General features: G+C 51.1%; 26 protein-coding genes and 4 pseudogenes. 17 read left to right on the top strand and 13 right to left on the bottom strand.

Going from position 1 to position 25,970, the window contains the following annotated elements; genetic code table 11:
• Positions 1-114 precede the first annotated feature (114 nt).
• On the top strand, positions 115-369 hold the full coding sequence (locus KB892_RS27370; protein ID WP_016946352.1) for an Hha/YmoA family nucleoid-associated regulatory protein: 255 nt from the start codon (positions 115-117) through the stop codon (positions 367-369).
• 85 nt (positions 370-454) lie between these two features.
• Entirely contained in the window at positions 455-1,522 is a 1,068-nt protein-coding gene (locus KB892_RS27365) for a hypothetical protein (RefSeq protein WP_014386530.1), read from the top strand.
• Between the two features lie 218 nt (positions 1,523-1,740).
• Here the strand turns inward: KB892_RS27365 and KB892_RS27360 are convergent, their stop codons facing one another.
• From KB892_RS27360 to KB892_RS27350, 3 genes are all read right to left on the bottom strand, one after another.
• Positions 1,741-2,025 carry a hypothetical protein gene (locus KB892_RS27360; RefSeq protein ID WP_136537796.1) on the bottom strand — a complete coding sequence of 95 codons (285 nt, stop codon included), beginning with the start codon at positions 2,023-2,025 and terminating at the stop codon, positions 1,741-1,743.
• An 896-nt stretch (positions 2,026-2,921) separates the two neighbouring features.
• On the bottom strand, positions 2,922-3,806 hold the full coding sequence (locus tag KB892_RS27355; RefSeq protein ID WP_101992395.1) for a RepB family plasmid replication initiator protein: 885 nt from the start codon (positions 3,804-3,806) through the stop codon (positions 2,922-2,924).
• 915 nt (positions 3,807-4,721) lie between these two features.
• Complete coding sequence (locus KB892_RS27350; RefSeq protein WP_000427619.1) at positions 4,722-5,726, bottom strand: IS110-like element IS5075 family transposase; 1,005 nt, start codon at positions 5,724-5,726, stop codon at positions 4,722-4,724.
• A 227-nt stretch (positions 5,727-5,953) separates the two neighbouring features.
• On the opposite strand from KB892_RS27350, the gene chrA reads away from it, so the two are divergent.
• The 4 genes and pseudogenes from chrA (at position 5,954) to KB892_RS27335 (ending at position 8,466) form a co-directional block, all read left to right on the top strand.
• Positions 5,954-7,159, top strand: coding sequence for a chromate efflux transporter (gene chrA, locus KB892_RS27345; RefSeq protein ID WP_000184001.1), 1,206 nt, complete (start codon positions 5,954-5,956; stop codon positions 7,157-7,159).
• Positions 7,160-7,169: 10 nt separating this feature from the next.
• Positions 7,170-7,475, top strand: coding sequence for a PadR family transcriptional regulator (locus KB892_RS27340; protein ID WP_000130000.1), 306 nt, complete (start codon positions 7,170-7,172; stop codon positions 7,473-7,475).
• Between the two features lie 43 nt (positions 7,476-7,518).
• Positions 7,519-7,584 (top strand): annotated as a pseudogene (locus tag KB892_RS31725) (EAL domain-containing protein); the annotation flags it as partial.
• A gap of 117 nt (positions 7,585-7,701) precedes the next feature.
• Complete coding sequence (locus KB892_RS27335) at positions 7,702-8,466, top strand: IS6-like element IS6100 family transposase (RefSeq protein ID WP_001389365.1); 765 nt, start codon at positions 7,702-7,704, stop codon at positions 8,464-8,466.
• Between the two features lie 492 nt (positions 8,467-8,958).
• Here KB892_RS27335 and mphR(A) read toward each other — a convergent pair whose 3' ends face one another.
• The 4 genes from mphR(A) to KB892_RS27315 all read right to left on the bottom strand — a co-directional run bounded on the left by mphR(A) (position 8,959) and on the right by KB892_RS27315 (position 12,792).
• Entirely contained in the window at positions 8,959-9,543 is a 585-nt protein-coding gene (gene mphR(A), locus KB892_RS27330; RefSeq protein WP_001137892.1) for a macrolide-binding transcriptional repressor MphR(A), read from the bottom strand.
• Positions 9,543-10,781: a phosphorylated macrolide efflux MFS transporter Mrx(A) gene (mrx(A), locus tag KB892_RS27325; RefSeq protein WP_000004159.1), complete on the bottom strand. Its 1,239-nt coding sequence runs from the start codon at positions 10,779-10,781 to the stop codon at positions 9,543-9,545. The genes mphR(A) and mrx(A) overlap by 1 nt, the downstream gene beginning before the upstream one ends.
• Positions 10,778-11,683, bottom strand: a complete 906-nt coding sequence (locus tag KB892_RS27320) for an Mph(A) family macrolide 2'-phosphotransferase (RefSeq protein ID WP_000219391.1) — start codon at positions 11,681-11,683, stop codon at positions 10,778-10,780. Before KB892_RS27320 ends, mrx(A) begins: the two co-directional genes overlap by 4 nt.
• 62 nt (positions 11,684-11,745) lie before the next feature.
• Entirely contained in the window at positions 11,746-12,792 is a 1,047-nt protein-coding gene (locus KB892_RS27315; RefSeq protein WP_211778027.1) for an IS481-like element ISKpn28 family transposase, read from the bottom strand.
• A gap of 147 nt (positions 12,793-12,939) precedes the next feature.
• Between KB892_RS27315 and KB892_RS27310 the strand changes: the two genes are divergently transcribed.
• Complete coding sequence (locus KB892_RS27310) at positions 12,940-14,280, top strand: ISNCY family transposase (protein ID WP_000589001.1); 1,341 nt, start codon at positions 12,940-12,942, stop codon at positions 14,278-14,280.
• Positions 14,281-14,700: 420 nt separating this feature from the next.
• Positions 14,701-15,012, top strand: a pseudogene (locus tag KB892_RS27305) (IS110 family transposase); the annotation flags it as partial.
• Positions 15,013-15,021: 9 nt separating this feature from the next.
• On the opposite strand, the gene KB892_RS27300 reads toward KB892_RS27305, so the two are convergent.
• Positions 15,022-16,190, bottom strand: a protein-coding gene (locus KB892_RS27300; protein ID WP_085929673.1) for an IS3-like element ISEc52 family transposase whose coding sequence is annotated in 2 segments (ribosomal slippage) — positions 15,022-15,941 and positions 15,941-16,190 — 1,170 coding nt in all. Because the reading frame shifts where the segments join, the coding sequence is not laid out codon by codon here.
• A gap of 72 nt (positions 16,191-16,262) precedes the next feature.
• Between KB892_RS27300 and KB892_RS27295 the strand changes: the two are divergent.
• A pseudogene (locus KB892_RS27295) lies at positions 16,263-16,679 on the top strand (cation diffusion facilitator family transporter); the annotation flags it as partial.
• A 121-nt stretch (positions 16,680-16,800) separates the two neighbouring features.
• Here KB892_RS27295 and KB892_RS31240 read toward each other — a convergent pair.
• Positions 16,801-16,917, bottom strand: a pseudogene (locus KB892_RS31240) (hypothetical protein); the annotation flags it as partial.
• 24 nt (positions 16,918-16,941) lie between these two features.
• Here KB892_RS31240 and relB point away from each other — a divergent pair.
• The 4 genes from relB (at position 16,942) to KB892_RS27275 (ending at position 19,275) form a co-directional block, all read left to right on the top strand.
• The gene (relB, locus tag KB892_RS27290; RefSeq protein WP_000534858.1) at positions 16,942-17,181 is read left to right on the top strand and encodes a type II toxin-antitoxin system antitoxin RelB; all 240 of its coding nucleotides are present in this window, start codon (positions 16,942-16,944) and stop codon (positions 17,179-17,181) included.
• A complete protein-coding gene (gene relE, locus KB892_RS27285; protein ID WP_000323025.1) occupies positions 17,181-17,468 on the top strand; it encodes a type II toxin-antitoxin system mRNA interferase RelE in 288 nt (95 codons plus the stop codon). Before relB ends, relE begins: the two co-directional genes overlap by 1 nt.
• Positions 17,469-17,539: 71 nt before the next feature.
• Positions 17,540-17,698 (top strand): type I toxin-antitoxin system Hok/Gef family toxin, encoded by a 159-nt coding sequence (locus tag KB892_RS27280; protein WP_004181898.1) that lies wholly within the window; start codon positions 17,540-17,542, stop codon positions 17,696-17,698.
• A 602-nt stretch (positions 17,699-18,300) separates the two neighbouring features.
• The gene (locus tag KB892_RS27275) at positions 18,301-19,275 is read left to right on the top strand and encodes a hypothetical protein (RefSeq protein WP_004181899.1); all 975 of its coding nucleotides are present in this window, start codon (positions 18,301-18,303) and stop codon (positions 19,273-19,275) included.
• Positions 19,276-19,472: 197 nt separating this feature from the next.
• On the opposite strand, the gene KB892_RS27270 is transcribed toward KB892_RS27275, so the two are convergent.
• Positions 19,473-19,850 carry a hypothetical protein gene (locus KB892_RS27270; protein ID WP_004181901.1) on the bottom strand — a complete coding sequence of 126 codons (378 nt, stop codon included), beginning with the start codon at positions 19,848-19,850 and terminating at the stop codon, positions 19,473-19,475.
• Between the two features lie 689 nt (positions 19,851-20,539).
• On the opposite strand from KB892_RS27270, the gene KB892_RS27265 reads away from it, so the two are divergent.
• From KB892_RS27265 to KB892_RS27250, 4 genes are all read left to right on the top strand, one after another.
• Positions 20,540-21,607: a hypothetical protein gene (locus KB892_RS27265; protein ID WP_004181903.1), complete on the top strand. Its 1,068-nt coding sequence runs from the start codon at positions 20,540-20,542 to the stop codon at positions 21,605-21,607.
• 155 nt (positions 21,608-21,762) lie between these two features.
• Positions 21,763-22,110 carry a hypothetical protein gene (locus KB892_RS27260; protein ID WP_004181904.1) on the top strand — a complete coding sequence of 116 codons (348 nt, stop codon included), beginning with the start codon at positions 21,763-21,765 and terminating at the stop codon, positions 22,108-22,110.
• Between the two features lie 78 nt (positions 22,111-22,188).
• Positions 22,189-22,422, top strand: coding sequence for a hypothetical protein (locus KB892_RS27255; protein ID WP_004181905.1), 234 nt, complete (start codon positions 22,189-22,191; stop codon positions 22,420-22,422).
• A 620-nt stretch (positions 22,423-23,042) separates the two neighbouring features.
• On the top strand, positions 23,043-23,321 hold the full coding sequence (locus tag KB892_RS27250) for a hypothetical protein (RefSeq protein WP_065366041.1): 279 nt from the start codon (positions 23,043-23,045) through the stop codon (positions 23,319-23,321).
• 53 nt (positions 23,322-23,374) lie between these two features.
• Here KB892_RS27250 and KB892_RS27245 read toward each other — a convergent pair whose 3' ends face one another.
• The 3 genes from KB892_RS27245 to KB892_RS27235 are packed head-to-tail and all read right to left on the bottom strand — an operon-like array spanning position 23,375 to position 25,970.
• Positions 23,375-24,148: a nuclease-related domain-containing protein gene (locus KB892_RS27245; RefSeq protein ID WP_004181907.1), complete on the bottom strand. Its 774-nt coding sequence runs from the start codon at positions 24,146-24,148 to the stop codon at positions 23,375-23,377.
• 2 nt (positions 24,149-24,150) lie between these two features.
• The gene (locus tag KB892_RS27240; protein WP_004181908.1) at positions 24,151-25,287 is read right to left on the bottom strand and encodes a S49 family peptidase; all 1,137 of its coding nucleotides are present in this window, start codon (positions 25,285-25,287) and stop codon (positions 24,151-24,153) included.
• 8 nt (positions 25,288-25,295) lie between these two features.
• Positions 25,296-25,970: an IncC plasmid conjugative DNA transfer DtrJ family protein gene (locus KB892_RS27235; RefSeq protein WP_004181910.1), complete on the bottom strand. Its 675-nt coding sequence runs from the start codon at positions 25,968-25,970 to the stop codon at positions 25,296-25,298.

The raw sequence follows: 25,970 nt of genomic DNA, 5'->3' as shown, positions 1-25,970 counted from the left end.
TTTCAAATCCAGGCAGAACGTGAATTAATCAAATGGCTTCTCTTGCCTGTGCGTGGAACTTCGTTTACTGTTTTCGAAAATAGCCAGTGTTTTTGAACATGCCCCGGAGCGTCGTTGTTGAAAAGCCCAAATGCGCACAGTAGCCTGAGAGAAACCTATCTCCTGAAGTTCAGAAAGTGCAGTACGACTGAAACCCTTGACCGAGTGTTTGAGCGTATCCTGGATAAATTAAATGATGAAGGTGGGGATATAAATAAGATAACCAGCCTGAACGGAGCTTATGATCACCGCAGGGCTGAGATCTACATGAAAAAAAACTATGACAAAATACCTGCTTCCGTGTGGCATCTCATCCCCGATGAGATATGAATAATGTAATTAGACGCTGTTATTCCAGGTTTGATAAAAACGGATGATGTAGAATTCCTTTACTCATTTTTAACGAGGAATATACATGCGACGTAATGCACAAAAATGGATCCCGTTTGGATTTGATACGGATTCAAATAAAATTGTTGATATCGCCAGCGTTGAAAATGGGCTTTCGTGTAACTGTATCTGCCTCATCTGTGGGACCTCCCTGATTGCCAGGCAGGGTCAAAATAAAAAATGGCATTTTAGCCACAGCACAGAAGTAAAAGGGGTTTGTAGTGAGCTCACACTACAACATATAAAAAAATACATAAAGGTGAAAATACAGGAAAAAAAATACCTTGCTCTCCCTCATCTTCTGCAGGGTAAGGAGAAAGGGATAGTTAACCTCAAAAATCTCGCTGGTGGTGGGATTGTTTGTGGCCTTAATGCTGACCTCACAGGGATATGTAACGATACGATAATCGGGATATTTATTAATGATACGTCGGAGGATATCCAGCCCAATCCAGACCTGTTAGCGCAAACAGACCAGCTGGCGCTGGTGGAGATCGATGCCGTTCGGATTGAAAGTATCATCGCTCCATATCGTGAGAATGGGGAAGGCATAAAGATGATGGATGCGATAGAAAAGTTACTTTTCGTTTCTGAGGAAGCGAAAAAATGGATCTACCATCCTATGATGAAGAAGGTTAAACACCATACTTTACACCAGTACCGGCGTGAGCTGTCTACCAGTGGAAATCAGATCCTTGCTTTAATTCCTCATGAACTTCCGATAAGCATGAACGCTCTCCCATCCTCCCCGGCACAGCAGTGGCATCACCTTCGAGCCACGATTAACCTTCTTTGTCGCCTGAGCCGTTCTGATATCCCTCAAGGCAGTATTGCCTTTGAAGAACTGGTTTATTATATCCCCCGGCTTCTGGAAGCATCTGAATCTATCAATGTTGCCGCTTACGAACGATGGTATGACTTCTATATACGCAAAAAAGGAGAGGGTGTACTGAATGAGGCTGAAATTGAATTTTTGTCTTTTATAGTGAAAATCATTAACTGGAACTTGTCCATACATAACCTTCCCACCTTCGATAGCAAGCAGGCCTTTCGGGATTGGTTTTTGCTAAATGATCCTAACAAGTCGCTATAGATCAATCTGTTTCTGCCCCGGGTTAAACCGGGCCTCCTGTACCGCTGGATGTGTGCTGTTTGGTTAAAATTCTTTTCATGCCAGCCGGGCGTATATCACGCTGCAGCAGGTCACGGCGATTTTAATGTCGACTGTAGTCGCTGGTAGTGTCAAAGCTGGCGGGTAAACGGGGTCGGTGGAGGGGAATCATTCTCAACGCTGGCGGGTAAACGGATCCGCTACCGTTGCTTATTCTCAACGCTGGCGGGCAAACGGGGGCGCTGACGGTGCTTATCCTCAACGCTGGCGGGTAAACGTGACCGCTGACGGTGCTTATCCTCAACGCTGGCGGGTAAACGGATCCGCTGACTGTGCTCATCCTCAACGCTGGCGTGTAAACGTGACCGCTGACGGTGCTCATCCTCAACGCTGGCGGGTAAACGTGACCGCTGACGGTGCTTATCCTCAACGCTGGCGGGCAAACGGGGGCGCTGACGGTGCTTATCCTCAACGCTGGCGGGCAAACCGGGTCGCTGACGGTGCTCATCCTCAACGCTGGCGGGTAAGCGGGGTCGCTGCAGGTGCTATCCTCAACGCTGGCGGGCAAACGGGGCTGCTGCAGGTGCTCATCCTCAACGCTGGCGGGTAAGCGGGGCCGCTGCCGGTGCTCATCCTCAACGCTGGCGGGTAAACGGGGCCGCTGACGGTGGCTATCCTCAACGCTGGCGGGCAAACGGGGCTGCTGCAGGTGCTCATCCTCAACGCTGGCGGGTAAACGGGGCCGCTGCCGGTGCTCATCCTCAACGCTGGCGGGTAAACGGGGCCGCTGACGGTGGCTATCCTCAACGCTGGCGGGGAAAGTGGGCCGCTGCAGGTGCTCATCCTCAACGCTGGCGGGTAAGCGGGGCCGCTGCCGGTGCTCATCCTCAACGCTGGCGGGTAAACGGATCCGCTGCCGGTGCTCATCCTCAACGCTGGCGGGTAAACGGGACCGCTGCCGGTAGTCATCCTCAACGCTGGCGGGTAAGCGTGGCCGCTGCCGGTGCTCAACCTCAACGCAGGCGGGTAAATGGGGCCGCTGACGGTGGCTATCCTCAACGCTGGCGGGGAAAGTGGGCCGCTGCCGGTGCTTATCCTCAACGCTGGCGGGTAAACGTGACCGCTGACGGTGCTCATCCTCAACGCAGGCGGGTAAACAGGGGCGATACCAGTGACCATCCTCAACGCTGACGGGTAAGCGTGGTCGCTGCTGGTGGTCATCTTCAACGCTGGCGGGTAAACAGGGCGCTGCTGGTGTAAAGCCTCATTCCTGGAGGGTAATTACCTGGTTCGGTTTGCTGCGTTAGCTAAAAACCCGAACTCTTAAAATTACACTCTGGAGTCAGTGTGTAATGTAAATGACTGATTTTACCTAAATAACTCAGGTAACTTTTTTGTTTCGACTAAGAATGACCAGTACATAATCCCCACGATTTTTTTCTATCGTGTATTTTAAAAAACCAGCTTCATCCAGTTGCTCTAACGCTTTTTTTATCGTCGCATTCTGAGCACCTTTGTGTGAAGTCAGCTGCAACCGTTCTCTTAAGCGGTCGAATCCAATGCGATAAAAATGGTCAGGTAATTCAACTAGATAAAGATACAGTGCCTGGGTTGATTCTTTTCGAGACAGGGTCTTCAATATTTTTAAGTAAAGTCGGGTCTTCCCGTCGACACGATACAGAGTATTCAAATCCGGATTTGGCCTGATAATGACCTCATCGGTTCCCTCATCATAGTAAGAAGTAGACACCAGGCTCATGTCGATCTTTACTTTTTTCCCTTCTACTGTTGAGTTTTTGATGAACTGGAAATGGGTGTGCTGGATCCGTGTCAGTGAGTCGCTAAAACGTTTCCTTAACCTTGAATCAACTCGTTTTGTAGCAAGCCCACAACTGAAAGCAAAATCAATAAAATTGACCCTAACAGTCCCATCAGGCTCAAGAAATGTGTTGGCGAGTGTGTCCACGATCCCTAGCCAGACTTTGAAATCCGTATCCATATCAAGCCTGGGCCCAAAAATACTAATCTTTTCGTACCCCTCTCCAGCGATAGAAGAAAGACGACACAACTCAGTCGTTGCATCGATGACATGACCTCGTGCCATAGGGTCACTGCCATCCTTGACTGTCGGAACAAAGACCCCCAATCGCAGTAGCGATTTGGGTTGAATACTCTGTTTTGAGTTAGGAACCAAATGTATAACTTCACCAGAACTTTTATCTTGCTCAGTGATGATTAGCGCTAACTGATTGTTATCATTGGCCATTTTATAAAATCCCGGATGTGGATATTTTTACCAGATTACCCGCTGGCGTTGATAAAATCTACCCTCTGGCGATGATAATTGCCCCGTTAGCGTTGATGGTATACCCTCTGGCGATGATGGTTCACCCGCCAGCAATGATAGAATACCCGCCAGCGTTGACAGAGATGGCCTGAGAGGCCCGTAGTTCAAGGCCTCACTAAAACGTTATTCTTTTATTAGTCCTTTTTGTCCTTTACTTAGCTTTAGTTAAGCTTCTGTTATTATTCTAAGCTGTGGATAAACACCATCATCAATAGTCAACAATCCAGGCAAGACAGAATCACCAGACAGCAAGGGAGAAACTTACCAGAAGCCGGTCAGACACTGTTTGAAACCGGCCGAAGCACCGCCTGAAACCAACCCATTCTTTCTCCATACGACGCTGCAACTGTTTCAGTTCGATCGTTGTTCACTCCTCTACCCGGCATGCAGTATGCAGTGACAAACTGAATTCGTCTGGCCCGACAATAAATTCACCAGCACGCTGTTGGCTGACATTACCATGCTGCCATTTGCCGAAACTGAATCACCCTATCGTTAAGGTTCGCGACTGAGCAGATAGTTCAGAGGAGGGGAGACAGGCATCGTTTGATACTCTTGGGGTCGTCTCAGAAAACGGAATCTATGGTCACTCCCGTTTTTGCAACACCGATTTTGACGACAAGTTGGCTTGCTTGAATCTATCCGGCGTCTGAATGGGATTTTATTCCCGCGCCTCGATGAGTTCCGCGCCTGATGAACCTCCAGAAAATATACGGCTTCAATGAGCCTTTCCGTTTTACAGGTTCCTCAACAGGCCGGTGGGCCGTTAGTATCATCAATATCAGTATTCGCAAAACCAGATGAATGATTGTTTAAACTGGTGTATTTCTGCCTTTATGCTTCGTAAGTTTGCTGTCGCGCCGTCAGTGCCCAGGCTATTCTGGCCAGCTTGTTTGCCAGAGCACAGGTGACGACAAAGTTGCTTTTCCGACACAACAACTCCCTGACCCAGTCGGCCAACTTGCCAGACTGGTGTTCCAGTTTTTGTATGAATACCCTGGCACACTGAACCAACAAAGTTCGGATCTTTTTGTTGCCCCGCTTGCTAATCCCTAACAATGTCGTCCGACCTCCCGTGCTGTACTGTCGGGGTACCAGCCCTGTTGCCGCCGCAAAGTCACGGCTGCTGGCGTACTGCTTCCCGTCGCCAATCTCAGTTGAAATAGTACTGGCAGTCAGCGTTCCAACGCAGGGAATACTCAGCAAGCGCTGTCCAACCTCATCTTCGTCCAACTTTCGTTTCAACTGAGATTCCAGATCTTTAATCTGCTCAACAAGATAGTGATAATGCTGTTGTAATTTCAGCAGTAACTGGCTGAGATAAAGAGGCAAACTACTGTCCTCAAGAAGGGTACTCAGTCGACTAATAACGGCAGCACCTCGCGGAACGCTGATACCAAATTCCAGCAGAAAAGCATGCATCTGATTAGTTGTTTTCACCTTATCCTGAACCAGGGATTCACGGACACGATGCAGAGCTCGCATTGCCTGCTGAGATTCGGTTCTGGGCTGCACGAAACGCATAGATGGACGTGATGCTGCTTCACAGATAGCTTCAGCATCAACGAAGTCATTTTTGTTGCTTTTAACGAATGGGCGGACAAATTGCGGTGATATCAGCTTTGGAAAATGCCCTAACTCTTCCAGCTTGCGTGCCATAAAGTGAGAACCGCCACAGGCTTCCATCGCGATGGTTGTTGCCGGGCATGTCGCCAGAAATTCGATTAGCTTTGGTCGGGTGAATTTTTTACGGTAAACGGCCTTCCCACGATGATCCTGACAATGAATATGGAAAGAGTTCTTACCCAGATCGATACCAATAAGCGCAATGTTTTCCATGATGGTTCTCCGAATGAAAGCCTGTCCTCAGCATAGTACTGGGAAGGAGGGAGTGACCATCTCATTAAATAAAGCACGCTAAGCCGTAAGTAAGCGTGCTCCTGTGAAAGCCACAGCTAAAACTGCGTAGTACACATAGAGGTATTTTTTTCTAGATTTATATCGAATTTCGTTATCGAATTTCGCTTATTATTGATCAACTCGTTGCAGATCATGAAGGCGAAAGTATGACGAATAACCCTACCGATGACAGCAGACCATGGTCGGTCTTTCTTATTTTTCTGCGGCTTGGATTGACATCTTTTGGCGGCCCCATTGCGCACTTGGGCTACTTCCGCGCCGAATTTGTCACACGGCGGCGCTGGCTCTCCGAACGGAGCTATGCTGACTTGGTCGCGCTTTGTCAGTTCTTGCCAGGGCCTGCAAGCAGCCAGGTCGGCATAGCGGTAGGACTGTCTCGGGCTGGATACAGCGGGGCGCTGGCTGCTTGGGCTGGCTTCACGCTGCCGTCTGCCATAGCCTTGATCCTTTTTGCGCTCGGCATCTCCAGCTATGGCGATTACGTCTCGCAGGGCGCGTTGCATGGCTTAAAAGTGGTGGCTGTGGCCGTGGTCGCTCAAGCAGTATGGGGCATGGCGCGTAACCTATGCACGGATGGGCTGCGAGTCACCATCATGGCAATTGCTACCTGCGTCGTTTTACTTGTGCCGTCCGCGTGGGGACAGGTTGGCGTGATTGCTATCGCAGGCATCGCAGGCCGGTTATTGTTCAAGCCAGCGAAAGTTGTTGAGCATGACCCCCTACCTATCACGGTCAGTCACCGGGCCGGCGTGCTTTGGCTCTCGCTGTTCTTTGTCTTGCTGATTGGCCTGCCGGTGTTGGCCGAACTGATGCCAAGTCAAACCATGGCAATGGTGGATTCCTTCTATCGTGTCGGATCACTGGTGTTCGGCGGTGGTCACGTTGTGCTGCCATTACTGCAAGCCGAAGTGGTGCCCTCCGGCTGGGTCAACAATGAATCCTTTCTCGCGGGGTACGGGGCAGCTCAAGCGGTGCCCGGCCCTTTGTTCACGTTCGCCGCGTTTCTTGGTGCCTCGATGAACACCGCCCCGTCGGGCTGGATCGGCGGCATTGTGTGTCTGCTGGCTATCTTCGCGCCCTCGTTCTTGCTGGTCGTCGGATCAATGCCATTTTGGGAGCGTTTGCGCCGCAATACAGGCATCCAAGCTGCGCTGGCCGGGATCAATGCCGCTGTAGTCGGCTTGCTGCTGGCCGCGCTGTATCAGCCTGTATGGACTAGCGCCATCTTTCAGCCGCAAGACTTCGGCTTGGCATTAGTTGCCCTTGTCGCACTTATGTTCTGGAAGCTCCCGCCGTGGCTGGTTGTCCTCGGTAGCGGTGCAGCTGGGTGGCTGTTGAGCGTCGCTCTGTGAGGCACAAAAAATGACTGACAAAGACCTCTACGGCGGTTTGATCCGCCTGCACATCCTTCACCATGCAGCCGAGGAACCTGTCTTTGGGCTGGGGATCATCGAAGAGCTACGCCGACACGGCTACGAGATGAGCGCTGGCACCGTGTACCCGATGCTGCACGGCCTGGAAAAAAAAGGCTATCTGACCTCACGCCACGAACGCACCGGGCGACGTGAACGGCGTGTTTATGACATCACTGAACAAGGCAGAACTGCACTTGCTGATGCGAAAACAAAGGTCAAGGAGCTGTTCGGAGAGTTGGTAGAAGGTGGTTGAGTTTTTGCTTCTATGTCAGGTTGAGCTATACCCTAACTGGATTGTCATTTTCAGAAGACGACTGCACCAGTTGATTGGGCGTAATGGCTGTTGTGCAGCCAGCTCCTGACAGTTCAATATCAGAAGTGATCTGCACCAATCTCGACTATGCTCAATACTCGTGTGGGCTCTGTTGCAAAAATCGTGAAGCTTGAGCATGCTTGGCGGAGATTGGACGGACGGAACGATGACGGATTTCAAGTGGCGCCATTTCCAGGGTGATGTGATCCTGTGGGCGGTGCGCTGGTATTGTCGCTATCCGATCAGCTATCGCGACCTTGAGGAAATGCTGGCGGAACGCGGCATTTCGGTCGACCATACGACGATCTATCGCTGGGTCCAGTGCTACGCCCCGGAGATGGAGAAGCGGCTGCGCTGGTTCTGGCGGCGTGGCTTTGATCCGAGCTGGCGCCTGGATGAAACCTACGTCAAGGTGCGGGGCAAGTGGACCTACCTGTACCGGGCAGTCGACAAGCGGGGCGACACGATCGATTTCTACCTGTCGCCGACCCGCAGCGCCAAGGCAGCGAAGCGGTTCCTGGGCAAGGCCCTGCGAGGCCTGAAGCACTGGGAAAAGCCTGCCACGCTCAATACCGACAAAGCGCCGAGCTATGGTGCAGCGATCACCGAATTGAAGCGCGAAGGAAAGCTGGACCGGGAGACGGCCCACCGGCAGGTGAAGTATCTCAATAACGTGATCGAGGCCGATCACGGAAAGCTCAAGATACTGATCAAGCCGGTGCGCGGTTTCAAATCGATCCCCACGGCCTATGCCACGATCAAGGGATTCGAAGTCATGCGAGCCCTGCGCAAAGGACAGGCTCGCCCCTGGTGCCTGCAGCCCGGCATCAGGGGCGAGGTGCGCCTTGTGGAGAGAGCTTTTGGCATTGGGCCCTCGGCGCTGACGGAGGCCATGGGCATGCTCAACCACCATTTCGCAGCAGCCGCCTGATCGGCGCAGAGCGACAGCCTACCTCTGACTGCCGCCAATCTTTGCAACAGAGCCCGCCGTGCTAGTCTGCTCGGTGATGGTGGAGTGAAGCCAACCCGCAATCGGGTTATGAATCTGCATCGCGATTCGCAATCAGCTGTCTCTTGAGCATGTCGAACTCCTGCGATGTTATCTCGCCGTGCTCGTGCTGCTACACCAACTTGTCCAACTCATCCGCCACACCGCTCCCCACCACCTGCGATGGCCAGGTTGTTTGCTGGGCGCATTGGCGGAGTATCGTCTCGACCCGGGACACCCACACCGGCACAACCTTACGGGAGTGATTCACTGTCAAAGAATCGGCCCGGTGCTCTGACGCAAGTATCGGGATGGTCACCATTTGTAAGCCGTAGACCTGAGTGGTGATCAAGACTTCGATACCACCGACCGTACCGGTACTAATCGACGACGGTCGTGTTCGTCGCCTGCCGCAGGGACTCTGCACACCTCCGTTTACGCATGTGCCTGGAGGAGTTGGAAATCGTCGTGTTCGGGAAACATTAAACACAGGATGGCAGCGATCTGAGCCAGCACATGATCAGCTAGCTCACCATCCGGATCGACGGCCCACTGCATCGTCGCGCCAGCGATGACCGAGTGCAGGAGCAACTCAGCTGCCGCAGGAGCACCTGGGGGCAGTCGCTTGCGGATCCCCTCCACCACCGCGCGGTTCCGCTGGATCGCAAGCGTGCGTAGCTCCGGCACCTGGAGCTCGTACCAGGAGATGAGATAGTTCACCGAGAAGTCGTTGCGAGTGTTCATGCTCCGAACGAGCACCTGCAAAAATTCCCAGAGCCCTTGCGGCCCTGCGCCTATCGGTATCGCATTCAGGTAATGCCGCACCTGCTCGACGCCGCGCTCCATCATCCTCACCAGCAGCGTATCGCGGTTGGTGAAGCGCTGGATTAACGCTGCGCGGGAGAGCCCCACCTCCTTTGCTACTCCGCTGAGCGTGAACTCTATGGGACCGCAACGCTTCAGCACTACGGTGGCGGCCTCGAGTACCTCGTCATCGGACTTGAGCTTGGGGCGGGGCATCAGTGTTCACCTTCTGTATGGGTTGGGGCGGAGGCTGTGGCTGCCGCCGCCATTGTAGCAAATTGAAGACGGAGCGAGAGTAGAGCCACGAGCCCCGCAAACACGGCCGATACAACGAGGCCAGGGAGCGGACCAGCAAGGTCGACAAACGCGCCGGCCGCAAGCATAACCATGGGCGAGGCTGACAGCATCACCGCCGAGACCGTGCCGAGTACCCGGCCGAGAAGTTCTGGCGGCGTGCGGTTGTAGATGGCAGCGTTGAGAATGGGAGAGACTGAGCCGGTCAGCAGTCCCACGAGCGCGCCCAACAACATCAGCACCGGCACGCCTGGCAACTGTGAAAGCAGAAGCGAGCCCACCGCAGAGCCACAAAATGCCACCGCCAGCCAGTTCTGCGCTGATATCCGGGCGCCGACCGACGCATGAATGGCAATGCCAAGGAGACCACCAGCCCCCATCATTGAGGAGAACAGCCCGAGCTCTGCTACTTGGCGTCCTGCATCTACAAACAGCGCAGGCATGATGACGCTGCCGTTGGCGCCAACGATGCCCACGAAGATCATCACTATACCAAAGAGAGGGCGCAGCAGGGGTTCGCTCCAGAGAAAAGCGACGCCGGCGCGCATGGAGAGAGTCGCCGTCGTGGTCATCGTCCGAGCGGCACGCGCGGGAAGCACCCACGCGCCGAGCAGACCTGCAAGGACGGAGCAGAACGCCGTCAGCCCGAGCGTTGGCGCAGCGCCAAGCAGGCCGATTGCGGCCCCCCCAAGGGCCGGGCCACCTAGAATCGCGACGTTCCCGATCACCGCTTTCAGTGACGAGACGCGCTCAACGGAGAGCCCGGCGACGTGGCCGAGTTTGGGCAGCTCACTGTCCTGCGCGGCCATACCGGGTGCGTCGAACGCGGCACCGAGCACCACGCAAGCGATCAGCCCAGTGTTCGAGAGGGCGCCAACGGCATCGAGCAGTGGGATGCTCGCCATGGCCACGCCGCCCACCACACCCGAGATCAATGCGACGGGCGCGCGCCCGAACCGATCGACGAGGCCACCACCAACCCACGCGCCGATGATGGTCGCGATGACGCTGCTAGCGGCCGTGGCGCCCGCCCAGGCCGCGCTCTTTGTATGAGACAGGACGAACCATGGAAGCGCGAGGGCCGCCACCGCGTTGCCGATCCGGAAGAGAAAGGTCGCCGCGAACAGCGTCGCGAGCGGGCTATATCGACGTTCGCTCATTCCGCTGCGGCGAGCTGCGCCTTCGCCGCAGCGAGGTACTCTTCGTTACCCGAGTCGAGGGCGAAGAGTGCGTAGGTGACCGCCCCGAACGCAAGGCGCTCCGCGATGTGGTGGGCGAGCCGCGGCCACACCCGGCCACCGGCCGCTTCATACGTGAGGAGGAGCTTCGCGAGCCCCTCTTCACCAAAGACCATAAGGTGCGCGGCCATGTCGATGGCAGGGTCATCAACGCGGGCCTCGCTCCAGTCGATCATCCCGCTGACGCGCTCCGTGTTGTCGATGAGCACATGGCCCACGTAGAGATCGCCATGCACCACCACGGAGAAATCTGGCCACGACGAATCGTCGTCGAGCCAGCGCTGCCACCGGTGGAGGCGCTTGTCGTTCACCACGAACTCGCGTCGGACGCGGTCAACGTCGTCGGCCACCTTCTGACGGGCCTGCGTCGGTGTACGGATGAGCATCCCCGCATCCACGGCGGCGGAAATGGGGACGGCATGCAGGGCGGCGAGCGCGGTCGCGAAGCTCTCCGCGAAGACCTCCGAGTCCTGCGGCACGACCCAGTCGGGCGTGGACGAACCAGGCTGGATGACCATCGCAGTCGAGTCTTCGAGCATGGGATAGGCAACGAGCTCGGCGTTGGCCACGCGCCAGTCCGGCACCGCGAACGGCAGGCGATTCTTGAGCATTGCCAGCACCCGCGCCTCTGGTTCGACCTTCGCGCTTACCTCGGCTCGGCGCGGGATGCGCAGCACCCACCGACGTCCATCGTCGACGGTGGCGATCACGATCCTATAGTCGAGCCCAAGCTCATTGACAGTCAGCGGGCCATGGAGCTTGAGCCCATGTCGGGCTGCAAGTGCGTACAGTTGGGAGGTATCGGCGGTCGTGACTACGGTCATGATTCACTCCTGAGGGCTTGACGGGTTTAGCCACCTAAATGTAACAGTCACGTCGGTTATATTCAATCCGGTGTATGGGTCCACCACATATTGCAATTTTTACTCTCACGTAAAATATAGTCCACTGGCGTCATCAGTTCGAGTGATTTATGTGGCCTTTTGCTGTTATACAGCACCAGATATTCAGCCATTCTTTGATTAAACAAATTCAGGTCCTCAAAAAGCAACAATTCATTGAATTCAATAAATTGTTCTCTAAGTGTCCGGTTAAATCGCTCACAGGTCGCATTCATTTTCGGTGTGTACGGATAGGTCCAGATGTGTTTAATCGAGGCTTCCTGTAGCGTTTTATCAAAGTTACCGAGGAACTCCTTACCGTTGTCAGTGACAACTTGTCTGATAGCGACAGGAAAGAGCTTTGTGGCCTTGCTGAAGAAATGGCTGGTAATATCGCTGTTGAGTGAAGGGACCGCCAGGGCCAGCGCATAGTCGCTGTGCTCGTCGATCATGGTAATGATATAGCGGCGTAGGTCCCCCATCCTGAGTTCAATCGCGTCCATCCCTATGAGTTCGCCTGTTTTTACCGGGCGGTATTGTTTTGGTCTTCTGGGCTTCACTGAGCGTTTTTTTATCAACCGGGCTTTGCCCCTGGCGCTGAGGCGTACGGGGATCATCCGCATTTTATCGTGAGCACCAGCAATGATTCTTCCAATGGTTGACGTGCTGGGACAGGTAAAATGCCGCGCTTCACACCATGGTTTCAGCCTGACAAAAATCTGCTCTTTGCCGAGATTGGGTAACTCAGTTCTCAGACGCCTGATCTCCTTGAGTACATCAGGATGCCAGTGCCTTGAACGGCGAACCAGAGGGGCTTTGCTTCTTGGAATTAGTGCTTCTGGACCACCGGTGCGCAGTAACCGGCGCCACCAGTAGAGTGTTCGCGTTGATACGTCAAAAGCATCAGCTGCGGCACGGATCCCGTGCTTATCCCAGAAGTTCAGAGCCTTCATTCTTAACTTCGCAATCTCGGGCATAAGAGAGTGTTTCATCGCATAAGCAGTTGCTCGGTAATACCCAAAATAGCCGACACCGATATGCTGCATCAACATCTGGCAATCCCTCCTTTAGTGTTCTGAGGCAATTGCAATATCTGTGTGAACTTACACAGGAGAAAAAGGCTATTGTTAACACCAAGCTGTAATGTCCCCTTTGAACCATTCTAAAATGTCCCCAGACAATTCTCTGGGGGATTTTTCATGATCAAAGAGACTGTTACGATGAGTCATAAGGAACTCGACCGACTTCACATTATTCAGGAGTCACTTAATCGCCATATTACTCAGGAACAAGCTGCGGCACGCATTGGCATTTCTATTCGGCAGGTTAAACGTCTGGTGCAACGGTATAGAAATGAAGGGCCTTCTGGTCTAGTTTCCCGCCGACGTGGAAAGCGTCCCAATAATTCCTTTTCTACCGAATTCAGAGCAACAGTAATTTCACTCCTCAAAGGCCGCTACGCTGATTTTGGACCTACGCTTGCGTGCGAAAAATTGCGCGAGATACACGGCTTGTGTTTATCCATTGAAACTCTCAGGAAGTGGATGGTAGAGGAGGGCATATGGCGCGAACGTCGTCGTAAGTTTGCCCGAATTTATCAGCGCCGGATGCGGCGCCCATCCTACGGTGAACTCATCCAGATTGATGGCTCGCCTCATGACTGGTTTGAAGGTCGGGGCCCCAAATGCACACTGATAGTCTTTATCGATGATGCTACCAGCGCTCTGATGGCGCTACGATTCGCTCCTGCAGAAACAACCCGGGCTTACATGGAAACCCTCCGGGGTTACCTTAATGATCATGGCGTACCACTGGCTCTCTATTCTGACAGACACAGTATATTCAGAGTAAATAACCCGGAGCGGGAAGGAGAGTTGACTCAGTTCACACGTGCGATAAAGACACTGGGCATCGAGCCAATCCATGCCAACAGCCCGCAGGCAAAAGGGCGGGTAGAGCGTGCCAATCAGACACTGCAGGACAGGCTGGTCAAAGAAATGCGGCTTCAGGGTATCAGTGATATTGAAACAGCAAACGCATGGTTGCCGACCTTTATTGAAGCCTATAACAACCGGTTTGCTACGCCGCCTCGTATTGCTGATAACGCCCATCTTGATGTACACCATTCTGAAGAGGAACTGGGTTATATCTTCAGCCTCCAGGCGAAGCGCGTTCTCTCCAAAAATCTCACTTTCCAGTACAAAAGCAGTGCGTTTCAGATTCGCAGTGAAGGCCGGGGATATCGACTTCGGCATTCGGTTGTCACGGTATGCGAAAGCTTTAACGGTGAAATTAAGGTTCTGTATGATGGGAAAGCGTTGGGATGGGAAAAATATGTTGATGGCCCGGAGCCTATACCACTGGATGATGAAAAAAGTGTCCATGAACGTGTGGATAATGCCCGTTTTGATTTACGCTCAAAATTCTACGTAAAACCTAAAGCTGACCATCCTTGGCTCACGCGCCGCACGCAAAGTAATCAGCAAGTGAAGCCCCCTAAATTACCCAGAAAGAAGGCTGATCCCGATAAAATGGACTGAAACCAGGCGTTATTCAGTTGAGTGCATATCCAGTCATAGGATAGATTCTTACGTAGCGTTTCTGGCGTGCATTTTCGGGTGGTTTGTTACTGTTTTTAACGGGGACACGTCAGAAACGCGCTCAGGCCGTCTGAGCGGTACGCGTAATGCGGCGTTATGGTAAATAGCCTATGCTAATGTCCGCTAAGAGCGAGATATAGTCATTCGCACCCTGAGAATTACACTTTAAGTGATTCAGGGGATGCGCTTACTGGTTACGAATATTGAGCGAGAATCACGTGATGATCGCCGCTTTTCTTTCGAGCCAGTGGGTGCTCCACGTTCGCTAACGAATACTCAGGGCATGCAGATAAACTGCTGGCTATATTTCTTTCGAAGAGCGTGGAATGCATACCAATCCCCGATAAAAAGGAGTTGGTGATGACTGCGACTAATCAATTTGCTGCGCACGTTGGTCTGGACTGGGCAGATAAAAAGCACGATGTCTGTGTTCAGTTTAAAAACGGTGAACGCACATTCCATGTGATTGAACATACGCCGGAAGCACTTGATGTCTGGCTTACCGAGTTACACCAGAAGGTAAAAGGCAGGATCGCTATCGCCGTTGAGCTGAAGAAAGGTCCCGTGGTGTATGCTCTTCAGAAATATCCATTTATCACCGTTTTCCCCGTCCACGCTTTGTCCCTGGCTCGTTACCGGCAGGCCTTCTCGCCCAGCGGCGCTAAAGATGACCTGAAGTGGTCAACAAAAACTGGCCACCGCGTTAGAGTTTTTCCAGTATCGGTTTTCTGATTCGTTTGGCGGTAACCCACCATTATATTCGTGCGGTCTTAGTGCGCTGTAATATCCAACGATATAGTCCGTTATTGCGTGAGCTGCATCGCTGAAGCTTACATAGCCCGTCGCCGGCACCCATTCGTTCTTCAGACTCCTGAAGAAGCGCTCCATTGGGCTGTTATCCCAGCAGTTTCCACGCCGACTCATACTCTGCCTGATCCGGTATCGCCACAGTAACTGCCGGAACTGCCTGCTCGTATAATGGCTGCCTTGATCGCTGTGGAACATCACCCCGACGGGCTTACCACGGGTTTCCCATGCCATTTCCAGTGCTTTCATGGTGAGCCTGCTGTCCGGCGAGAACGACATGGCCCAGCCCACTGGTTTTCTTGCGAACAGGTCGAGAACAACGGCGAGGTACGCCCAGCGCTTACCCGTCCAGATATAGGTCACATCACCGCACCACACCTGATTTGGTTCCGTTACGGCGAACTGTCGCTCAAGATGATTCGGGATAGCAACGTGCTCATGACCGCCACGCTTATACCGGTGAGTCGGCTGCTGGCAACTGACCAGCCCCAGCTCTTTCATGAGTCTGCCAGCAAGCCAGCGCCCCATCTGGTAACCTCTCTGGGTTGCCATTGTGGCGATGCTTCTTGCTCCGGCAGAGCCGTGGCTGATGCCATGCAGTTCAAGTACCTGACTGCGTAATACAGCCCGTCTGCCGTCTGGCTTTTCAGGACGGTTTTTCCAGTATTTGTAGCTGCTGCGATGAACCCCGAACACATGGCAGAGAGTGGCCACAGGATAACGCGCCCTGAGTTTCCCGATTATCGAGAACTGTTCAGGGAGTCTGACATCAAGAGCGCGGTAGCCTTTTTTAATATTTCATTTTCCATTTCAATACGTTGTAGCTTTTTCCTGAGCTCACGGATTTCAATTTGTTCCGGGGTAATGGGGGAGGCTTTTGGTGTTTTGCCCTGCCGTTCATCACGTAATTGTTTCACCCATCGCGTCATTGTGGAAAGGCCGACATCCATAGCGCTGGCTGCATCTGCCACGGTGTAGTTCTGGTCAACGACCAGTTGAGCGGATTCGCGTTTAAACTCTGCGCTGAAATTTCTTTTTTTCATTATGACACCTGTGTTGTTCTGAGGTGAGCATATCACCTCTGTTCAGGTGGCCAAATTCAGTAAACCACTTCAGTCGGACTGGTTTATCTGACCGGCTGGTTTTGGGTCGATCCGATCGTTGCATTGCTGGTCGCAGCCAACATCGTTTGGACTGGTTATCAGCTTATGAGTCGTTCAGCTGCAGGTCTGATGGACGTATCGCTACCCACGGAAGAACTCAAAAAAATCGAGTCACTGCTGGCAGGATATCGTGAACAGGGGCTTGATTTCCATGCACTACGTACACGCCAGGCTGGCGGGCGGGCGTTTATGACAATGCACATCCTAGTTCCTGGGCGATGGACTGTTCAATATGGGCACGACTGGGCCGAGCGTATAGAGAATGATATCCGCACCGCACTGCCTTTTATCCATATCACCACTCATGTGGAACCGTTGGAAGATCCCGCGTCAATGAACGACCAAACGCTCGACATTTCTGATCACTAAACTAACCACATGTCGCTGGTCGGGCAGGGTAACAAACCTCGCTCTACAAAAATTTCAGGTATTCTCTATAATTCTGAGGGTACTTGATGTGACCTGCGCCCAATTGTTGGGCACGCAATATTTTTAAAAAGTCCGCTTCTGGCACAAAGCGGACAGTGATCACCGTTCTTACGACTACTTTCTGACTTACTTCGTGACTTGCCCTAAGCATGTTGTAGTGCGATACTTGTAATGACATTTGTAATTACAAGGGGTGTAAGACATGGGTAGCATTAACCTACGTATTGACGATGAACTTAAAGCGCGTTCTTACGCCGCGCTTGAAAAAATGGGCGTAACTCCTTCTGAAGCGCTTCGTCTCATGCTCGAGTATATCGCTGACAATGAACGCTTGCCGTTCAAACAGACACTCCTGAGTGATGAAGATGCTGAACTTGTGGAGATAGTGAAAGAACGACTTCGTAATCCTAAGCCAGTACGTGTGACGCTGGATGAACTCTGATGGCGTATTTTCTGGATTTTGACGAGCGGGCACTAAAGGAATGGCGAAAGCTGGGCTCGACGGTACGTGAACAGTTGAAAAAGAAGCTGGTTGAAGTACTTGAGTCACCCCGGATTGAAGCAAACAAGCTCCGTGGTATGCCTGATTGTTACAAGATTAAGCTCCGGTCTTCAGGCTATCGCCTTGTATACCAGGTTATAGACGAGAAAGTTGTCGTTTTCGTGATTTCTGTTGGGAAAAGAGAACGCTCGGAAGTATATAGCGAGGCGGTCAAACGCATTCTCTGAACCAAAGCATGACATCTCTGTTTCGCACCGATGGTGACACTTCTGCTTTGCGTTGACAGGAGAAAAAGGCTATGAAACTGCCACCTAGTAACCTGTTATGGTGTGTATTAATAGTGTGTCTCACACTACTGGCATTCACCTACCTGACCAGAAAATCGCTCTGCGAAATCCGGTACAGGGACACAACCAGGGAGGTGGCGGCTTTTATGGCCTACGAATCCGCTAAGTAGCCAACCCCGGCGGAGGGCAACCTCCGCCGTACAGGGGCTGAACTGTCTGGACATGCCTGAAGCGCTTTATGAAGGGGTTACCAGTGCGCTGGTAGCCCCTTTTTCCTGACTACATTAAATAAAAAAAGCCCGCACGACGACGGGCAAAAAAACACATTCATCTTTCTACACATGGATTCAATGAATCGCAAATCAATATAGCACACTTCACTCCATGTGACACCCTGTCATCAGTCTGAAAACCGGACGGAGACACAGCTTTATCCTGACGTCTGCTCAATGGATGAGGGGGGCATCAATATATTAAATTACTGGCTAATTAAATCCATGAAACACAATCAGGAAAATCATTAATACTAATTTTCCTGTCGGATTTTATACGCCGGTATGCTGCATGTTAACTGATAAAAACTCTGGATGATTCTGAATGCTGTAAATGATTAAGGCGTTTATAACCGGTTTGGTATGCATTTCCCGTAAGCTGGAAATAGCTTCCGGTGATAATAAGGGGTTGATGATCGTTATTTTATTGGTATCCTGGTGTGCATGAATGAAATATTCGCTTATACCTTGCCAATATTTTTTTAAACAGGGGTTCACGAATGAAAACTCAAAACACACCAGCCACTCACAGCGACATTCTTTTTACCCATATCGTGAATACGCTGGTGGACCTTGCTAAACATGAAGGCACTCTAATGACGTTTGAAGGCCTTCTGCGGCACGGTATCGAGGTAGATGAAGAGATGATGGATAGCATGCTGGGGGTGAGTCAGGACTCAGCTGCTCAGTGCGTGGTTCAGCTAAGGGATTGTGGTGCCATAACGAGCCCTGCGGTATATGAAATGGTTAAACACGTTGAGCAACTGGCCATGCGTTTAGCCCCAGACTGGTGGAAGCAAATCGTGCCATGGTCGGTCCAGCCGCTGCGTTATTACAAGAAAGAGGCTATGGCAAAACGCGAACGATTTATTGTCCGTCATAGGGAACGGCAGTACCCCTTCCTCGTATACGTAACTGGTCAGGTAGAGTATCCGGAAGATGACCCGCTGTATGGCACGTACGTTACAGAAGGTACGTTCCTGGTAGGTAAAGCGAAAACCATACATGATGCCCTTGAGTGCGCAAAAGAAGCTTTTACGCGGGGTGAATGGATTGTCCAGGATGAAGAAGGGAGGGATGAGTTCATTGACCATCTGACAGGACGTGACCAGGGGCCGGTGAGTTTTTCCGAAAGGACTATAGAGATCCGCGATAAGGGTGACAGGCTGGTGTTAACAGGCAATGCCCGCACACTGGAGTGGCACCGCCATGTAACCAGTCCTTATGAGATCGAAAAGATAAAAGCACAGCAAAAAGACCTCTATCAGAAAGCAAGCTATGAGAGTGGCTGGGACAACTACGAGACTGCACGACAGCTGCGGCGGCAAGCTGAACAGTTATCTCTCGGTTTTGTTGAAGAATGCTGGCGTAACCATCCGGAAGTAATTCAGGCGGTAGAGAAGTTCGAGTATCCGGTGTTTATAGATGAGGAGATGGCTCTTTTTAATGCAGATCAGGATGCTGGTATTGACTGATGGTCAGCTGGTGGCCGACGCGAACATTATGAACCGGAATCGACCGGAACAGGTGTTGCTGGCCGGTTGGCTGTCTATGGCCACCACTTAAGATCATTTCTCCTGAATGCAAAATCTCCGGTACTGTGACATCGGCCGAGCCAAACGAAACGGACAATCAGGAAAAATATGTTGTTCGTTACTTGTGCCCGATCAAGCTAATGCTGGGTCAAAAACTCTGTGGCATATTCAACAGAGTCGAGAGAGGCACATCCCGACATGCCAAAAAACCGGCGATCATCGACACCGTTGATCCTGAAAGGGACAAGGGTTCCTGAATAGCCTATCTGGACGTTCAGTTCTTCAATCACTATGTCCCGACGCTCCAGCTGTGGCTTAGAGAAAATGCGCTCTCTGTTCACGAGTATGTCCTGAATGACGGCATCGGTTGCCTGACCAGCTGTAACCGTGGGACAGGCCTTGATATCAGCTCTGAGCGCTGCTTTCGACTCAAAATAATACAGCGCGATAAGTCCGCACAGCAGTAACACAATGCCCGCCATACCCAAACCAACACCCTTCAGGAACCTGGACATACTACATCACCAATAGCATATGGATGAGAACAAGAAAGAAGCCAGAAATTTGCCATAAACATTCTGTGTAATCCAGTCCAGAAAATGACAATAAACAGCAGCCGGCTCCCGGCAGGCTTCTGTCTTATCAGCAACCAGGAACGATGGGTTTATCATTTTCCGCTATCTGTCGCGCTGAATTCAAAATGCCTGGAGAGGGTTGAATGGTGAATTAGAGTAAAGGAAAAAAATATCCCGGAAAGGCAAAATCCAACAGTTAAGGGGATAGGGCACTACATGGCTACTGTAAAATGTTGTCTTAAACCCAAAAATAAGAGATTCGAGCATGAAGATAAATATAAAGGATGCCCCATCCAGGTCAGAAACCATAATCCGCAATATTGCTTACGCTGTAAGAGCAACGGCGATAATGACGGAATATTATCTGCGCTCATTCCCGGTCGTGTTTTTTTATGTACTGATAGGATTTGCATTAGCATTTGATTCCTCGGAGGTACCTTTGACTACCCTGCTGCAACAAGGAATGTTAACTAACATTCTGACCTGTTCGGTTTTGGGTAACCTCCTCTGGCTGGGTGTTAATTTGGCATTAAGAGGGGACTCCGTTTTCAAAAAACTGTGAGCGGCTGATCAACGCTCTCTGTGCCAAAAGTTACGTTCAGAATGACTCGTCAAAAAAGGAATAAATCATGCGCAGCAAAATTAGCAAAACCTCGATCTCACTTATTTGTCTGATGCTGGTGGCCACCTCTGCGGAAGCAGGGTATAAATCCAATCGGTCTTCCTACAAATCATCCTTCCGCCCATCGACCATTACCAAGTCGTACAACTCTTCAACCAGAAGCCAGGCAAGCCGCACGGTTAACGATACGCCAGCACCGGCTCGCACCAAACCACTGACCACCAGCCAGAAAGCGATGATTGCAGGTTATGGAGCCGCATTAACGGTCGGGGCAGTTTCCGCATCCTCAGGGAATAAACCGTCAGAGAGCACCACCGGGAAGGTGGAGAACCAGACTGGAGGGTATGCTGTTGTCAGTAGTCGACCTCAGGCCAAGGGAGATAACGAAGCCGCTGCTGCAGGCACTACGCCGAAGAAATCAGTGAGCGGGTCGGAGCTGGTGGCTAAGAAAGGGACTATACCTGCATCAAGTCCAACATCCGAAAAATCGTCGTCTCTCCCGTCGTCTCAGAGCATTCCAGGAAGTTCTGAGCGGGGCTCTTCATCTGTAAAATTCATCCCACCTTCACAGAACCTTGTAAGTAACATCATAGAGAAAGATAAAAGTAATCATTTCGGTTTCTCGCATCTTGCGATGCTGTACTGGATAACGAGCAGCAGCAACAGCCATGCATCCTCGCTTACATCCAGCGACAAAGAGTGGATTCAGCAACAGATAGAAGAGCAGGAAAGTAGCGGTGCAAGCCGCGAGGCAGCTATCAATGAGCTCAAAGCTGCCGGGGTAGATACCTCATCGATGACGGTTGCGGATAACAGCCAACACGCGTCGACTGTCTCCTTCTCCTACGATATGCCGACAGAATTAAAGGCGGGTAAGGTCTGGACGTTCGTTGTAAATGCCACATGGAATGATAAAAAACAGGCTCCGTCATGCAAGTTGCAAGGCGCAAAATTTATATCAGACAAAGACAAGTTATACGGCATGTGGAAAGCACCTGAAACTGTCGGGCAGAAAACGCAAATGAAGTGTAAAGCGTTTGGTGTGGAAGAAATTAAAACGCTGGTGTCTTCCTGATAGTACCATCATTGCCAGCTGCTGGTGGGGATCCATGCGGTTCCCTTTATCGCACATCGTTAAGTAAGAAAAGACGGTAACTCCACATGAGTTATATGCTATACGAAACTTTTAGGATGCCCCGGTACGACGATTTCCTTAAACAGGAGCCGCAAATGTATAGCCGTTTCATGAACGATCCACTTGATGAGGAATACCTGGTTTCCCCTGGCATTGTGGGTTCCTATGCTGATGGTGAAATCCCGGCAGAAGAGATTGAGGTAAGGGAGGCGGTAATACGATTCAAAGTCACAGGCGATCAGGTGTTGTCCATGAACCTGTTCCACAGGCTGTTTCATTACCGGCGTTACAGTGAGGTTAGGGCATCATTCAACAAAAGCAGGTTAGCGCTGGTGGACATGGTTAATCGTTCCCCATTCCACAAAGCAGCAATGCGGCGTATCTACAGTGATTTGCCGGAGCAAAGCATTGCCCGCAGGGTTCTGCTTGATTTTATTGGATAGCTTTCGCTGACCGTGAGGAAGTACTGGCTCAGTAACGATATGTTTAATGAACAGGCATTCAGATAAATGGAGATGATTATGAAAATAGTATCATTTGTAAAATTAGATAGATTCAATGAAAAATTGGACGACGGTAAAGCCCTTATCCTCGCTGGTTCCTGTAAAGACGTGAAACCTCTGAACATAGCGAGAAACATCATCGTAAGGTCAACGCCGCTCAATGAGCAAATGGCAGGCTGGTCTGATGAAGAAAAAAATAAGATTGCACTTGCTGTATACAGCAACAGTAATTTCAGATTCGTATTGAATTGATTTAAGAGAAAGTAACTTTAATTGTCACCGACCATGCCTCATTCTCGCCGTAGTGATGCTGTTATGCATGCTAAGAGGTAAAAAAACCTGCAGTTAGTGGATGGAAGTATCAACATCAGCATACAGTGCTCTTGATAGACCGGGCTCGATAGTAAGCACGTTAATGTATATCTGTCAGGACGTCGCTGTTCATTCCGGGCCCTCCCGGATACGGCGACTCCCCCTGATATCCCGGTCGGCATTCAGCACAAAAGGTACTTTTCATCAACGGAACTCACCGAAATAGTCTCATTAATGCGCCACATAATTTCTGGTTGTTTATGAATACCCGATCACCTGAATCTTGTTGCTAAAGACCCACCAAAAGCACTGGTAACAAAAACTCGCACTAAACATAGTTCCAGACCCGAATACAATGCCGATATAAGACACTTTTTTTAGGGCGCGGGAAAGTCGCTTTGTTGCATGTTTGAAAAGGGGGCTTTGAGGAGGCTTTCGAATATTTATAATGGGAGCAAGTTCGAACTGCTGGTGGATATGACATGACATTTCTCAAATCTCTGGACTCGCCGCCGTTCATCGCAACATATCGTTGGGCGGGGTCATTCGATGGACGGTATATGCCACAGGCATATTCGCTTTTGCTGGAACTGAATCAACACACTTATCTGCCGGTGGTTAATGCCGAGTTTGATATCTGTGTCATCAGCTGCGGCAAAGAGTGGTGGTGCTTCAGGCTAGTGGATGTGAAATCTGATGAACGTCAGGAAGGAATGGTAGCCCGGACGGCATACCGGTTAAACCAGTCAATGGGGATTGCTGAGCAGATGGTTAACATGATCCGCGCCTGGCAGTCCGTTCCGTACCTTAATCCTCCTGCATCTGACTACTTTAGCTAAACAGGGCCAGCTGGTGGCCCTGTGCATATAGAACGGTGGAAAATGGATGCGAGCTATTCACGGTACTGCTTGTGGATGACCTCTGAGCGCTTACGCGAAAATAACTTTTTCAGCGCACGGAAGAACAGGGTGGTAGTCAGTAGCGTAAAATAGGTCACCCTGTGTGGTACAGATATTGGTTGTCGGTGTTTCAGTTTCAGTGAATAGACGTGACCCAGGTCGGTCAACAGCGTCTGCGGCAGCATTGTTTTACGCAGGTCATTTTCGATCCAGCCAGTCTCCTCAACACTAAACACGGGCTCAGCATCGTACGCAGTGAACTTGTTCCCGAGGTCATCACAATTACGGCACAACCACTCCGGTGCTGGGTCTACCATAAACTTACTGGAGCCCGTCAGTAACACAACATTAACAATACCCTCATCACCCCGCTTTATGGCCCGACACACTCCGGATATGTGGGTTTTGTTCTGAACAAACGGGTTTAACATCTTATGTTTCGCTTTACCGAAACCGTATACAACCGTCCATGTTTTATCATCGAGACCACCATAAATGTCACCGGTATAGTTTTTCTCTTCGATAATGAAAATACCCTTCGTGCTGATAAAGATATGGTCTATCTGCGTTGTCTGGGAGGCGTTGAGCGGTAGGGTAATGTCAGATATAAGCGTCCCTTCAAGGTCTGCTAACACCTCCTTTAATGCATTTCGTGTGCGCTGCTCGCTGAACATGTTACTGATAAGCGGCCAGATGCACAGGATGATGCATGACAGGATCAGCATGACAAACACAAGAAAAATGGTCGACAACATGGTCAGGTCCATCGCTACCTCACTGTGCTGGTGGTGTGAAGCGCACTGGATACAGCTTCTTTAAGGTTCACGTCCAGTGACAATCCTAACATGCTGCTTAACGATGCTTTTGGCGCGTTGTAGTCGCGAAAACGCGTGGTGCCGAAGACAATACTCAGGCGTTCACGCACCTCTGTGCTGGTGGCTGTATCATCGATAAGGCCAAACTGCTTCGCACGGTCCCCCAGCCAGAAACGCCCCGTGTAGAGCTGTTCTTTGTCCGCCTGTTCACGCGAAAGTAACTTTCCTTTACGCCCGGCTTCGACATCATTGATAAACTGGTCATGCATTTTGTTGAGTAACTCACTATGCAGAAAGGCCTTGGTTTCGTCATCAATCGGACGCCAGGGGTCAAGCGAGGCCTTCCAGGCTCCGGCCGTCAACGGTTCGTTAGCCACACCCAGACGGTCCATAATCCTGGACACATCCCAGTGGTCCATACGTACGCCAATACTGCCAATGATGGCGTTGGGATCCGCATAGATCGCATCAGCCGGTGAGGCTGCGTAATAACAGGCGGAGGCGCACATATTTTTAATACTGACGATGATGGGGCGGACGTCCCGGGCGGCGGCTGGCAGTTTGCCATGCCCAGAACCCACGGCTTTCAGCAACGCCTGTTTAACCGCTTCAGAGGGCGCTGGTGGCATATCCTTTTTATTCGGGGATGTTGTGGGGTCGGAGTTTTCAATTGTGAGCCCCGGTACTCCATGGAGGGAGTCGCGAAGCTCGTTTATCTCACGATAAATATTAATAGCGTCAGACGGACCACCGCCGCCAGATTCGGCCTCAATCAGGATCGCTTTTGCGTGCGGGTTATCCCATGCTTCACGTAAAGCGCGGGCAATAATGACACCGTCGCCTGTAGGCGAGCCAGTACCCATTTCACCATGGATACGGATAACCGCGATATGGTCTGCCCCTTTACCGTTTTTCTGTTTATCCTGATACATGGACCAGCCGCTAAAACCTGCAAACCCAATACCAATAATCGTCAGGGTTATTTTTGATAACACATGCGATTTATACAAACGGTAAAACTTCTTACTTTCACGCGATACCACGTCCTGAACCGAGCCAGTTTCAGGTTTCGATGGTCTTTTTTTAAACATATTCTTCCTCACATGAGTTTTTGGTAGTGCGCGAGAAGCCGGTTAATTGCAATAGCGAGCAACGCCAGGGCAAGTGGCGGAAAATACTGTGTCAGTCCATAAAATAAATTCATGTTAGGGATGACCAGATAAGCAATTATCAAAACACCGATTATCGACAGCGAACGGAACCAGAGGCGATAAAGCTGAATTGTAACATCGCCAAAAACAAATCTCTTCATTTTCCACTGGTAATAACCATCCAGTGCCAGAGCTATCATCAGAGGGAGGAATGTAAAAAACCATCCAGCCAGCAAATACCAGCGGTAAATCGCCTGATACACCATTAACGGGATGTTTCGGGCAGCGGTATAGCTCGGGCTCATGAATTTGTTTGCCGCGAGATTCATTCCTCGAGCCGGTTTGGTTTTATCATCCTCAGGCAAAAGAGTCTTATTCAGGTAAGCCGTAATGTTTAGTTCGACAAAAAGGTAATTAAACGTCTTTTCCGTATTACGCGTTACCTCCTGCCATCTCTCCACATCCATAAGCAACTTACTGGCGTTCACCTCAGCGGTGATATCCTTATAAAGTTTGTTAGTGTCTTCCAGGTAAACGTTAAACAGAAAATAAATCAGCAGACCCAACCCTAATCCAAACCGGATCATCGTCATTCTCTGCGCCGACATATCCTTTCCAGCCAT

This window comes from Klebsiella sp. P1927 (assembly GCF_018204675.1).
In the GTDB taxonomy this organism is placed as follows: Bacteria; Pseudomonadota; Gammaproteobacteria; order Enterobacterales; family Enterobacteriaceae; genus Klebsiella; species Klebsiella pneumoniae.
The sequence above is the reverse complement of the archived record's forward strand: the minus strand, read 5'-3'. Positions and strand labels throughout refer to the sequence as shown.